This is a genomic window from Microbacterium sp. SL75, from assembly GCF_026625865.1.
Lineage (GTDB): Bacteria > Actinomycetota > Actinomycetes > Actinomycetales > Microbacteriaceae > Microbacterium.
The window spans coordinates 1,961,699-1,974,635 of sequence record NZ_CP113067.1 but is presented as its reverse complement, the minus strand read 5'-3'; the positions used below and the strand labels follow the sequence as shown (position 1 = coordinate 1,974,635).

The following is a 12,937-nucleotide window of genomic DNA, read 5'->3' as shown; positions in this document are numbered from 1 at the left end:
CGGGCCTGGGCGCAACCCCCGTGCGATGTCGGAGGTCGTGGGTAGCGTGAGGAACATGAGCGAACGCGAATACGACCTCATCGTCATCGGCGCCGGCCCCGTCGGCGAGAACGTGGCCGACCGTGCCGTGCAGGCCGGTCTCACCGCCGCCATCGTCGAATCCGAGCTCGTCGGCGGCGAGTGCTCGTACTGGGCGTGCATGCCCTCGAAGGCTCTTCTGCGCAGCGCCGCAGCCCTGCGCGCCGCCCGCGACGTCGACGGCGCGAAGCAGGCCGTCACCGGCGACCTCGATGTCGACGCGGTGCTCCGCCGTCGCGACACCATGACCAGCGACTACAACGACTCCGGTCAGGTCGAGTGGCTGCAGGGCGCGGGCATCGACCTCGTGCGCGGCCACGGCCGCCTGACCGGCGAGAAGCGCGTACGCGTCACCGCCGAAGACGGCGCGACGACCGACCTCCTCGCCCGGCATGCGGTCGCCGTCTGCACCGGCTCCGCTGCACTCCTCCCCGATATCCCGGGTCTCGCCGACATCGCGCCGTGGACCAGCCGCGAGGCCACCGCCGTGCAGCGAGTCCCCGGTTCTCTCGCGATCATCGGCGGCGGCGTCGTGGGCGCCGAAATGGCGACCGCGTTCCAGAGCCTCGGCACCACCGTCACCCTCATCGCCCGCTCGGGCCTTCTCGGGGGCAACGAGCCGTTCGCCGGCGAGCTCGTCGCATCCTCGCTCCGCGACCGCGGCGTCACGATCAAAGAGGGAGCGGATGCCACGTCCGCCCGCCGCGACGACGACGGGCGCGCGGTGCTCGAGCTGTCCGACGGCACCACCGTCACCGCCGACGAGGTTCTCGTCGCCGTCGGTCGTACTCCGCGCACCGGCGATCTCGGTCTGGATGCCGTGGGCCTCGACGCCGACACCTGGCTCGACGTCGACGACACCCTCCTCGTCCGCGGTTTCGACTGGCTCTACGCCGTAGGCGACGTCAACCACCGCGCCCTGCTCACCCATCAGGGCAAGTACCAGGCCCGGGCTGCGGGCGACGTGATCGCCGCTCGGGCGAAAGGCGACGAGGTCGACGACGCTCCCTGGGGCGCGCACGTCGCCACCGCCGACCACGACGCGGTCCCCCAGGTGACGTTCACCGACCCCGAGGTGGCATCCGTCGGTCTCACCGCACAGAAAGCGGAGCAGAAGGGCCTGAACGTGAAGGTGCTCGACTACGACCTCGCAAGCATCGCCGGGTCGAGCGAGCAGTCCGACGCCTACGTCGGCAAGGCCCGTGCGATCGTCGATCTCGACCGGGGTGTTCTCATCGGCGCCACCTTCGTCGGGCCCGATATCGCCGAACTGCTGCACTCCGCCACGGTTGCGATCGTCGGCGAGGTGCCGGTGAAGCGTCTGTGGCACGCGGTTCCCTCGTACCCGACCGTCAGCGAGGTCTGGTTGCGCCTGCTCGAGACGCTCGGGCGCGACTCCGCCTGAGACCGGGGCCCGCGCGAGCGCCGAGAAACGCTCGGCCCCGCCCCCGTTCGAAGCGAGGCTCCGACGTGCTCCGAGAAGCGCGCGAACGAAACCGGCTCGCTGCGCCACGGTGTCCCACTCGGCGCGGTGTTGTTGGCGGCGCTTTCGTCCTCCACGCCCGCGCTCGCACGGCGTAAGGTCGCCTCATGCCCCGCATCGTCGCCCTCCTCCGCGGCGTCGGCGGACCGACGGCACTGAAGATGCCCGCGCTGCGTGAGGTGTTGGCATCCGAGGGTCTGGGTGAGGTCGAAACGCTGCAAGTCGCCGGCAACATCGTGCTCGACGACGGCGGGCGCTCCCCCGGCGAGATTGCGGGCGTGATCCGCGGTGCCGTGCGCACGGCGTTCGGCTTCGACCTCCCGGTCATCGCGCGCACCCACGCCGAACTCGCGGATGCGCACGCTCGGAATCCGTTCGCCGGCGCGGCCGAAGGTCGGTGGGTTCAGACCGTGTTCCTCGCGGAACCTCCGGCCCCGGAGAAAAAGATCGTCGTCCCGGCGGATTACCCCGAAGAGGCGTTGCTGGATGGTCGCGAGGTGTTCGTGCGGTATCCCGAAGGAATCGGCGGCTCGAAGCTGCAGGCAGCCTGGTTCGAGAAACGCCTCGGTGTGACGGGCACCGCGCGCAACGCGAACACGGTGGCCAAGCTCGTCGCACTGAGCGCCTGACCGCGGCCGCGCACCCGACCGCAGGCGCGAGCCCCGCTCGGGGCGCACTCCGCCGTTCGGGGCGCACTCCGCCCTTCGGCGAATGACGTCCACCACCGCCGCGAAACGCGCCCCACAGCGCACATCACGCCACCCCGACCACGCATAAACGCCGTGCGCGCTCAGAAACACGAGCACCACGCGTTTCTGCGCGCGCACCGCGTTTCTGCCCGAAGCCCGCGCCGGCAACCGCCCCGCAACACGCACCGGCACCCGCCCCAAACCCCCACAACCCACCCCGCACACGCACCGACACCCGCCCCCCGCACACGCGACGACGCCGCCGCAGCCGAAGCTGCGACGGCGTCGAACGCACCGAGAGGTCTCAGTGGAAGAAGTGGCGCTCCCCGGTGAAGAACATGGTTACACCGGCGGCGCGCGCGGCGTCGATGACCTCGGCATCCCGAACCGAACCGCCGGGCTGGATGATGGCCGAGATGCCCGCGTCGATCAGCACCTGGGGGCCGTCGGCGAAGGGGAAGAACGCATCGGATGCCGCGATGGAGCCGCGCGCACGGTCACCGGCGCGCTCCACCGCGAGACGGCACGAGTCGACGCGGTTGACCTGGCCCATGCCGATGCCGACGGTGGCCGACCCCTGGGCGAGCACGATCGCGTTCGACTTCACCGCGCGGCACGACTTCCAGGCGAAGATGAGGCTCTCCATGTCTTCGTCCGCGGGACGCTCACCCGAGACGAGCTCCCAGTCCTTCGCGACCGACTCGATGTCGTCGGGGAAGCGGTCCGCGTCCTGCAGGAGAAGTCCGCCCGAGACGAGGCGCACGTCCATGCGCTCCTGCTGCCAGTCGGCGGGCAGGCGCAGCACGCGCAGGTTCTTCTTGAGCTTGAACACCTCGAGCGCCTCGGGCTCGAAATCGGGGGCGATGACGACCTCGGTGAAGATGTCGCGCAGGTTCTCTGCCATCTTGAGCGTGACCGTGCGGTTCGCGGCGATCACGCCGCCGAACGCCGACACGGGGTCGCACTCGTGCGCGCGCAGGTGCGCCGAGGCGATCGGGTCGAGGGCGTTGGGGGCCGCGACCGCGATGCCGCAGGGGTTCGCGTGCTTGATGATCGCCACGGCCGGCTTGACCATGTCGAAAGCGGCGCGCAGCGCCGCGTCGGCGTCGACGTAGTTGTTGTACGACATCTCTTTGCCCTGCAGCTGCGTGGCCTGGGCGATGCCGTGGCCGCCGACGCGCGTGTAGATCGCGGCGCGCTGGTGCGAGTTCTCGCCGTAGCGCAACGTCGACAGACGCTCGGCCTGGATCGTCAGGTGCGCGGGCAGATCGATGTCGTCGGCGAGGGTGCCCTCGGCGAACCACGTCGACACGGCGGTGTCGTAGGCGGCGGTGTGCGAGAACGCGCGGGCCGCGAGCTCGCGGCGCTGCGCAAGGGTCGTGCCGCCCTCACCCTGCAGCGCGTCGATGATGGCGGGGTACGACTCAGGCGAGACGACGATGGCGACGTTCGCGTGGTTCTTCGCCGACGCGCGCACCATGGCGGGGCCGCCGATGTCGATCTGCTCCACCACGTCGTCGCCCTGGGCACCGGATGCCACGGTCTCGACGAACGGGTAGAGGTTGACGACCACGAGCTCGAAGGGGCGGATCTCCAGCTCCTCGAGCTGCGCCTCGTGCGAGGCCAGGCGCAGGTCGGCGAGCAGTCCCGCGTGCACGCTCGGGTGCAGGGTCTTCACGCGCCCGTCGAGCGACTCGGGGAAGCCCGTGACGGCCGAGACGTCGGTGACGTCGTACCCGGCGTCGCGCAGCAGAGTCGCCGAGCCCCCGGTCGAGACGATCTCGACACCGGCGGCGGCGAGCGCTGCGCCGAGGTCGAGCAGACCGGTCTTGTCGCTCACCGACACCAGCGCGCGGCGGATCGGGACGACGTCGCGGGGGCGGTAGTCGGCGGGGTCGTGGCGGGGTCCGGCCATGGCGTTCGGCTCCTGTGTCTCGAGTCGGGTTCGGATGCACGACGGGCCGACGCCCGTCGGGCGGGTCAGGCGGTTCGGGATGCCGTGGCGGCGAGGTCGAGCTCACCCTCGGCGATGCGTCGAACGACGTCGATGAGCAGACGTCGTTCGACGGGTTTGATGCGATCGTGCAGAGAGTCCTCGTCGTCGCCGGGGAGCACCGGGATGCGCTCCTGCGCAAGGATCGGGCCAGTATCGACGCCGGAATCGACGACGATCACGCTCGCTCCGGTCTGCTCGACGCCCGCCGCGAGGGCGTCACGCACCCCGTGCGCCCCGGGGAACTCCGGCAGGTACGCGGGGTGGGTGTTGATGATGCGCGGTTCCCACGCGGCGACGAGATCGGCCGGCAGCAGCCGCATCATGCCGCTGAGCACGACGAGGTCGGGATTCCACACCGACAGCTGTGCACCCAGCTCGGCGCCCCACTCCTCACGAGAGGTGAACGCACCGAAGGGGACGAGGAAGGTCGGGATGCCGAAGTGCTCGGCGTGGGCGAAGCCGTCGGCCTCGCGATCGGCACCGACCGCGATCACACGCGCCGGAAAGCCGGGGGCCGAGGCCGCCTCGAGCAGGGCGCGGAGGTTCGAGCCGGTGCCGGAGATGAGGACGGCGACCGTGAGCACGCGCTCAGTCTACGCAGGTGCGTCCGCGCGCGCGGGCCCTCGAGAGCAGCCGGGGACCGCCGGCTCGGAGCCTGCCGTACCGGCCGAGCGGGTCGGGCCCGGGCCGAACGCCCCGGGGCGGCCGGCCCGATCGCGTGGCGGTCAGCGCCTGTCGTCGGGCTCGCCGCCGTGCTCCGACCAGGCGGCGCGGATTCGCGCACGCACCTCGTCGTCGCTGAGTTCGTCGGGTGCGCGCCCGCTCGCGCCCGCCACGGGGCTCTCGGAGACGGGCGGCGCAGGAACGGGCGGCGAAGACACGGGCGATGCTGAAGAAGGGGATGATCCCCGAGCGGTCCCCCGTACCCCCAGCGCGGTGTCGGTCGCCACGGCATCCGGATCGCGGTACGAGCTCGGCCAGACGTCGTGCGAGATGCCCGCGCCGGCGGGCAAGCCGGTCGGGGTCGGGCCGGTCCAGTGCTCGTCGCGGTCGAAGGGCGTGTGCTCGCGCGCGGAGAACGAGAAGCCCCGGTCGTCGCGCTCCTCGTACCGGTCGTCGCCCTCGTACCCGCCGAAGCGCGGGCTGAGCAGCAGGATCGCAAGCCCCACCAGCACCTCGAGGCCGAGCGTCAGGGCGAGCGGGCCCGGCTGCGGGCCCGTAGCGGCGAGGCGGCCGGGACCGATCGACCCCGACGAGACCACGGCGGCGAGCGCACCCATGCCGCCGGTGAGCGCCGCGACCGCGACGGCCAGGACCAGCCGAGGTCCCAGCGGCTCGGGGCCGGTGGTCGATGGCATCCGGGATCGCAGGATCCATCCCGTCAACGCGCCCACGGCGATCGGCAGCAGCACGAGCAGCAGCAGCCACGACGAGGTCGAATCGGACACCGCGCCCAGCACCGGGATGCCGGGGAGCGCACCGACCTGCGTCGCGGCCGGGGTGACCGCGGTGTCGGCACCGAGGGCGAAGCCCGGCCCGGCGGCGAACGACGTGGCCCAGAGCACGAGCGTGGGGAGGTAGAAGAGCTGACCGAGGGCGATGACGGTCGCGCCGATACCGTCGGCGTTACTGGCCTGGTACAGCCCGATCACCTGCGAAGCGCGGGCGATGAGACCCGCCAGCACGACCACCGCGCCCACCGAGACGAGTCCCAGAGTGGTGATCGCCAGTCCCCGCAGCGCGAGCGCGGGAACGGGCGCCCAGGCGCTCGGCATCCGCTCGATCCATCCGCGCACGGCATCGACCGGCCCGTCGTCGCCCACGCGCCAGGCGCCCACGACGGCGCCGATGAGCGAGGGCACGAGGAAGATCAGCGTCGGCAGCAGGATGGCGAGCCAGGTTTCGGATGCCACGAGCGAAGCCTGTGAGGTGAGCGCGATGCCCGCCGAGAGAGCCGCGAAGACCAACGAGCCCGAGAGCCACCCGGTGAGACCGGCGCCCGCCTCTGCGGCGCGAGAGCCGGAACGAGCGGCGAAGAGGCCGGTGAAGGCCGCGAAGGCCAGGGGGGCGAGAGACAGCGTGAAAGTCGCGAACGTCGGGTCGATGCCGGTCGCGGCGAGGTAGGCGTCGGGCAGGGTGATGGTCACCGGCACGAGGTGGCCGAGGTGCCAGATCGCGGCCGACGCGGGCCACAGAGCGCTCCAGTCGGGGTTGCCGACGCCGAACACCCACAGCAGCGTGAGCGGTGCGAGCACGACGGCGATGCCACCGGCGGTCGCCAGGACGGCGTCGAGGGCGGCGAGGAGAGCGATGAGGAGGCGATGCATGGGCGAGAGGAACCCTACCCGCGCCGCCTCAGCCCGCCCCTCAGGCGCGGCGGCGAGCGCCCGAGACGAGCCTGCGCAACGCGGTGAGCCAGGCGCGCGAGGCCGTGTCGGGCTCGGCGGGCGCGTCCGCCGGCGCGTCCGAGGAGCGCGGATCTGCCCCGGCGGCCCCGGCGACCGGGGCGACGCGCGCACCGCGCCATCGCTCCCACACCACCGCCGCCAGGCGCGGGTCCGCACCGATCGGGGCGGTGGTCAGGTCGGCCTGCGCCTTCTCGATCAAGCGCGAGAAGTGCCCCGGTGCGAGGACGTAGCTCGCGGCGACGGTGCGTCGGCCGTCCGCGCGTGCTGCGGCCACGGCATCCGGGATGCGGGGATCGGATGCCGCGGCGTAGGCCGTCACGACGGGGCCGGTGACACCGGCATCCGCCATCAGCTCCGCCATGCGTTCGACGTCCATCACGGCGCCCGGGCGGGTGGAGCCGGCCGCGGCGAGCACGACGGTGTCGTCGGGACCCGCCCCGGCGGCGCGGACGCGGTCGGCGAGGATCTCGGCCAGCACCGGGTGGGGCCCGAGAGCGGGGGCGACGGGCAGTCCGTCGGCGGCCTCCACCAGGTCGACCTCGGTGTGGTAGCCGGTCGACAGCAACAGGGGCACGATCACGATGTCGTCCGTGCGCTCGCGAGCTTCGGCCACGACGTCGGTGACGGAGGGACCGTGCACGTCGACGTACGCCTCGAGCACGTCGACGCCGGCGGGAGCGGTGGCGCGCAGCACCTCGAGCAGTTCGCGCACGACGACGCGGCCCTCTTCGAACCTCGTGCCGTGGGCGCAGGCGATCAGTACGGCGGTCATGCGTCCTCCTCGTCGATCACGTCGAGCCGGTATCCGCGTTTGTAGACGGTGCGGATCAGGTCGAGCCCGCCGAGCGCGTCGCGGGTGCGGGCCACGGCGACCTCGACGGCGTGCCCGCTCGCCTCCGAGCTCGACAGCGCGGCGATCAGATCGGCGCGCGAGACCACCGCCCCCGGCGCGCGCCCGAGCGCGCGCAGGATCTCGACGCCGGTGCGCGGCAGAGGTGTGAACTCCCCGTCGAGCACGATCCCCGATGAGCGGATGCCGAGGCGCCCGACCGTCGTGGGGATCAGCACCGCGTCGGCTCCGCCGTAGTGCGTCACTACGGCGCGCACGAGCGCCCCGAGACGTCCGCGGTCGGGGATGAGCGGGGTGATGCCCGCCTCGAGGAGGGGACCGGCGGTGATCGGCCCGACGGCCGCGACGAGGACGTGCCCGCGGGCGGCTCGGGAGGCCACTCCGTCGAGCGCCTCGGCCCGTTCGGCCGCGAGGATCCACTCGCGCGCAGCGGGAGCGGAGGTGAAGAGCACCGCGTCGATCTCTCCGCGTGCGACCTGCTGGGTAGACGCGGCGACGACCTCGGGATCGGGCGGCGGCCCCCAGCGGTAGATCGTGAGGCTGGTCACGCGGGCTCCGGCCGCTTCGAACGCCTCGTCGAGGCCGTCGGCCCCCGAGCCGTGGTGCTGCACCGCGATGTGCAGTCCGTCGATCCCCTCGGCCACGAGGAAGTCGCGCAGCTCGGCGGCCGTCTCGCTCTCGGCGACCCAGTCGGCCTCGAAACCGGCCTGCTGGATCGCGCCGCGCGCCTTCGGGCCACGGGCGACGATCCGTGCGCCGTCGAGCACGGGAGCGAGCGCATCGTGCAGGCCCGCCTCGTCGGCTGTCTCCAGCCACGCGCGGAACCCCACACCCGTCGTCGCCACGACGACGTCGGGAGGGTCGGCGACGAGCGAGCGCGTCTGCGCGATCAGCTCGTCGTCGTCGACATGCGGGATGATCGTGAGCGCCGGCGCGACGCGCACGCGCGCCCCGTGTCGCTCGAGCGCGGCCGACAGCTCCCCCGACCGTCGGTCGACGGGGAGCAGCACGGTGCACCCCTGGAGCACCGTGCTGATCGTCCGCGCGGGTGTCGTCACCCGATGCCCTCCGGGTGCGCCGCGACCCGGACCGGAGCGTGAGCGGGCTGGAGCGATACCGCAGCCGCCGCGGGCGACGCGGCCGGCAGCAGAAGATCGGCCCGGGCGACCTCGCCGAACACCAGCACCGCGGGATTCGCGAGGCGGTGCGTCTCGGCATCCTGGATCGCCGTACCGAGCGTGGTGCGGATCGTGCGCTGAGCGGGTGTGTGGCCGTTCTCGACGAACGCGACGGGGCGCGTCTCGGGAGCGCCGGCGGCGCGGGCCGCGGCCACGAACCGCGGCAGGGCGCTCACGCCCATCAGCGCGACGACCGTGGCGCTGTCGTCGCGCAGGGCGGCGAGGGTCGCATCGCTCGGGGTTTCCTGACCGTTCACGACATGCAGGGTACCGGCGACGCCGCGGTGCGTCACGGGCACTCCCGCGGCCGAGGGCACGGCGATCGCGCTCGAGATGCCGGGAACGACCTCGACCGCGATGCCGGCCTCGCGGCACGCGATGACCTCCTCACCGCCGCGGCCGTACACGAACGGATCGCCGCCCTTGAGTCGCACGACCCGCAGGCCCTTCGCCGCTCGATCGACGAGGAGGGCGTTGATCTCGTGCTGCGGCACCGGGTGATGCTGCGGGCGCTTGCCGACGTCGATCAGCTCGACGTCGTCGCCGAGCTCGGCGAGTACGCCGGTGGGTCCGAGCCGGTCGTGCACCACGACGTCGGCCTCGGCCAGCAGAGCGCGGGCGCGCACCGTCAGCAGGTCGATCGGGCCGGGACCGCCGCCGACGAGTGCCACGCTCCCCACGAGCGGGCGGCGTCGGCGGCGGAGCGGAAGGGCGCCTTCGGCGAGGCGCTGTGCGATCGCGTCGCGCACGGCGACGCTGCGGCGAGGGTCGGCACCGGCGGTGGAGACCACGCCCACCATGACGTCGCCGCTCGTGGTCTCGGCGGCCAGGCGCGCGGTGCCCTTGCCGCCGTGACGCGCGTTGACGCACCAGACGCGGCGGGCTTTGGCCGCCGCGACGACGGCGGCGTCGACGGATGCCGCCCCCGTGGCCGTGTGGCAGAACCAGGCCTCGTCGAGATCGGTGTCGGCGAATCCTCTGTCGATCCACTCGATCTCACCCGCGGCGGCGAGCGCGGCGAGCCCCGGCGTCGCGACGGGGGCGATCACCCGTACCCGGGCGCCGGCGGCACGCAGCCGCGCGATGCGCTTCTCGGCGACGGAGCCGCCGCCCACGCACACGACGAGCTTGTCGGTGAGGTCGAGGCCTGCGAGAGCGATCATCGGGGGTCCCCTTCGAGCTTCACGAATACATCCCCTTCGGCGACCGCGACCGGGTGCACGGCCACCGTCAGCGGGTCCTTGCCCTGCGTGTCGAGACAGGTTCCCGTGCGCAGGTCGAACACCTGCTTGTACATGGGCGAGGCGACGGTGGGCACTCCTCCGCGGTCGCCGACGATCCCACGCGAGAGCACCGCCGCCCCGCTGAACGGATCGATCTGGTCGGTCGCGAAGATCCGGCCGTCGAACGTCCGGAACAGCGCGACCTGCCGGTCGCCGAGGAGCGCCGCGGCCCCGCGCTCCACGAGCAGATCGTCGACGCGGCAGACGCGGATCCACCCGTCGCCCTGTGCCGACGCCGAGCCCGTCGTCGCGGCCGGGGTCCCGGCATCCGGAGTCGTCTCCATCAGAGTCATGAGCGCACCGCCAGCGTCGTTCCGCCGATGAGCACGGCGCCCGACGCGCGTTCTTCGGCCGTGGCGGGTCGGGCCTGACCGCGCTCGGCGACGTAGGCAAGCGAGGGGTCGGCCTTGTCGGGAGCATTGACGAAGCTCTGGAAGCGCTTGAGCTTCTCGGGGTCGGCGAGGGTGGCGGCCCACTCGTCTTCGTAGGCGTCGATGTGGGATGCCATGGCCCGGTCGAGGTCGTCGGCGATGCCGAGGGTGTCGTCGAACACGACGCCCTTCAGCGCCTCGAGACCGCCCTCGTACTCCGCCGCCCACGGGGCGGTGCGCTGCAGCCGGTCGGCGGTGCGGATGTAGAACATGAGGAATCGGTCGATCGCCCGCAGCAGCCCGTCGTCGTCGAGCCCCTCGGCGAAGAGCACCGCGTGACGCGGGGTGAAGCCGCCGTTGCCGCCGACGTACATGTTCCAGCCGGCCTCGGTCGCGATCACCCCGATGTCTTTGCCGCGCGCCTCGGCGCACTCGCGGGCGCATCCCGAGACGCCGAACTTGATCTTGTGCGGCGAGCGCAGGCCGCGGTAGCGCAGCTCGAGCTGCACGGCCATCCCCACCGAATCCTGCACGCCGTAGCGGCACCAGGTCGATCCGACGCACGACTTCACCGTGCGCAGCGACTTGCCGTACGCGTGGCCCGACTCGAACCCGGCGTCGACGAGGCGCTTCCAGATGTCGGGAAGCTGGTCGAGGCGGGCACCGAACATGTCGATGCGCTGCCCGCCGGTGATCTTCGTGTAGAGCCCGAAGTCGCGGGCGACCTCGCCGATCACGACCAGGCCTTCGGGCGTGATCTCGCCGCCCGGAATGCGCGGGACGACGCTGTAACTGCCGTCGCGCTGGATGTTGGCCATCACGTGGTCGTTGGTGTCCTGCATCGTCGCCAGCTCGCCGTCGAGCACGTGCCCCGAGTACAGGCTCGCGAGGATGCTCGCCAGAGCCGGCTTGCAGATGTCGCAGCCGCGCCCGGTGCCGAAACGCTCGACGATCGAGGTGAAGGTGCGCAGCCCCGAGACCCGGACCGCGTCGAACAGCTGCGCCCGGGTGAACGAGAAGTGCTCGCACAGTCCGTTCGAGACTTCTTTTCCGGATGCCGCCAGCTCCGTCGCCACGAGCTTCTTCACGAGCGTGAAGCACGAGCCGCACGCCGCCCCGGCCTTGGTGCACGCCTTGACCTCGGCGGCATCCGCGCACTGGTGCTCGGTGACGGCCTCGCGCACGGTTCCGGCGGTGACGCCGTTGCACGAGCACACGATCGCGTCGGCGGGCAGGTCGCCCTGCGGGGCCGGGGCGAGGCCTTCGGGCATGAGGTAGGCCGCCGGATCGCCGCCGAGCGCTCGACCGACGAGCGGGCGCAGCGCGGTGTACGCCGAGGCGTCGCCGACCAGGATGCCGCCGAGCAGCGTCTGCGCGTCGTCGCTCAGCACGAGCTTCTTGTAGACGCCCGATACCGGGTCGGCGTAGGTGACGTCGAGCGCGTTCGGCGTCTCGGCGAATGCGTCGCCGAAGCTCGCGACCTCGACGCCCGAGAGCTTGAGCTTGGCCGAGGTGTCGAAGCCGGGGAAGGCGGCCGCGCCGCCCAGCAGGCGGGTCGCGGCGACCTCGGCCATCGCGTACCCGGGGGCGACCAGACCGATGCACTGCCCGTCGAAGCTCGCGACCTCGCCGATCGCCATGATCGCGGGGTCCGAGGTGTCGCAGCCCTCGTCGATCACGACCCCGCCGCGGGCGTCGACGCGCAGCTCGGCCGCACGGGCGAGCTCGTCGCGGGGCCGCACGCCGACCGTGAAGACCACGATGTCGACGGCCTCCCACGTGCCGTCGCGCAGCTCGAGGCCGCATACGGCGCCGGTCTTGTCGGCATCCACCCGGGTCGTCACCGAGCTCGTGCGCACCTCGATGCCGCGCGCTTCGATGAGCCGCTGCAGGGTGCGCGCCCCGCCCAGGTCGAGCTGGGCAGACATCAGGCGCTCGTTCGACTGCAGCACGAACGGCGAGACGCCCTCGGCCTGCAGCGCCCCCGCGGCCTCGAGCCCGAGGAGACCGCCGCCGACGACCGCGCCGCGCAGGGGCCGTCCGAGCTGGGCCGAGCGCTCCGCGACCCAGGCGCGCATGCCGGCGACGTCGTCGAGCGTGCGGTAGACGAAGCACCCCTGGTGGTCGAAGCCGTCCAGGGCCAGGCGGGCGGCGAACGAGCCGGTCGCCAGCACGAGACGGTCGTACGCGTGCGTCGAGCCGCCCGCCGTGGTGACGGTGCGTGCCGCGCGGTCGATCTTCGTGACGCGCGCGTCGGTCTTCACCCGCACCCGCTCGTGATCGAGAACCGCGGGGTCGAGGGCGAGGTCGTCGGGGGTCTTTCCGCTGAAGATGCCGGTGAGACCGACGCGGTCGTACGGCCCGCGGGCTTCATCGCCCAGCACCGTGACGGACCAGCGGCCCTCGGTGTCGCGGCTGGTGAGGCTCTCGACGAAGCGGTGGGCCACCATTCCCGCACCCACGACCACGACGGACCCGGATGGGGCGGGGTGGAGCATGCCGTCACAGTACGCGGCGGAGTTTGCCGCGGCGTCAGCGGCGTGTTTCGTTCCGGTTGCGGGGTTCGAGCGGGCCATGCCCCGACGCTAGGCAGCCGAGGTT

Annotated in this window: 10 protein-coding genes; 2 read left to right on the top strand and 8 right to left on the bottom strand. The window is 72.5% G+C overall.

Features of this window, described 5'->3' with window-relative positions; translation table 11 throughout:
• The first annotated feature begins 55 nt into the window (after positions 1–55).
• Both OVA17_RS09285 and OVA17_RS09280 read left to right on the top strand, forming a co-directional pair.
• A complete protein-coding gene (locus OVA17_RS09285) occupies positions 56–1,483 on the top strand; it encodes a dihydrolipoyl dehydrogenase family protein (RefSeq protein WP_267786274.1) in 1,428 nt (475 codons plus the stop codon).
• 185 nt (positions 1,484–1,668) lie between these two features.
• Positions 1,669–2,190 (top strand): DUF1697 domain-containing protein, encoded by a 522-nt coding sequence (locus OVA17_RS09280; protein WP_267786273.1) that lies wholly within the window; start codon positions 1,669–1,671, stop codon positions 2,188–2,190.
• A 364-nt stretch (positions 2,191–2,554) separates the two neighbouring features.
• Here the strand turns inward: OVA17_RS09280 and purH are convergent, their stop codons facing one another.
• The 8 genes from purH to nirB form a co-directional block, all read right to left on the bottom strand.
• Positions 2,555–4,165 carry a bifunctional phosphoribosylaminoimidazolecarboxamide formyltransferase/IMP cyclohydrolase gene (gene purH / locus OVA17_RS09275; protein WP_210072211.1) on the bottom strand — a complete coding sequence of 537 codons (1,611 nt, stop codon included), beginning with the start codon at positions 4,163–4,165 and terminating at the stop codon, positions 2,555–2,557.
• 65 nt (positions 4,166–4,230) lie between these two features.
• Positions 4,231–4,830 (bottom strand): phosphoribosylglycinamide formyltransferase, encoded by a 600-nt coding sequence (purN, locus tag OVA17_RS09270; RefSeq protein ID WP_267786271.1) that lies wholly within the window; start codon positions 4,828–4,830, stop codon positions 4,231–4,233.
• 141 nt (positions 4,831–4,971) lie between these two features.
• Positions 4,972–6,573 (bottom strand): DUF6350 family protein, encoded by a 1,602-nt coding sequence (locus tag OVA17_RS09265; protein WP_267786270.1) that lies wholly within the window; start codon positions 6,571–6,573, stop codon positions 4,972–4,974.
• Between the two features lie 40 nt (positions 6,574–6,613).
• Positions 6,614–7,426, bottom strand: a complete 813-nt coding sequence (locus OVA17_RS09260; protein ID WP_267786268.1) for a sirohydrochlorin chelatase — start codon at positions 7,424–7,426, stop codon at positions 6,614–6,616.
• The gene (locus OVA17_RS09255) at positions 7,423–8,562 is read right to left on the bottom strand and encodes a uroporphyrinogen-III synthase (protein ID WP_267786266.1); all 1,140 of its coding nucleotides are present in this window, start codon (positions 8,560–8,562) and stop codon (positions 7,423–7,425) included. Before OVA17_RS09255 ends, OVA17_RS09260 begins: the two co-directional genes overlap by 4 nt.
• Entirely contained in the window at positions 8,559–9,845 is a 1,287-nt protein-coding gene (cobA, locus tag OVA17_RS09250; protein ID WP_267786265.1) for a uroporphyrinogen-III C-methyltransferase, read from the bottom strand. Before cobA ends, OVA17_RS09255 begins: the two co-directional genes overlap by 4 nt.
• The gene (gene nirD, locus OVA17_RS09245) at positions 9,842–10,258 is read right to left on the bottom strand and encodes a nitrite reductase small subunit NirD (protein WP_267786264.1); all 417 of its coding nucleotides are present in this window, start codon (positions 10,256–10,258) and stop codon (positions 9,842–9,844) included. The genes cobA and nirD overlap by 4 nt, the downstream gene beginning before the upstream one ends.
• Positions 10,255–12,834 carry a nitrite reductase large subunit NirB gene (nirB, locus tag OVA17_RS09240; protein ID WP_267786263.1) on the bottom strand — a complete coding sequence of 860 codons (2,580 nt, stop codon included), beginning with the start codon at positions 12,832–12,834 and terminating at the stop codon, positions 10,255–10,257. Before nirB ends, nirD begins: the two co-directional genes overlap by 4 nt.
• Positions 12,835–12,937: the final 103 nt, after the last annotated feature.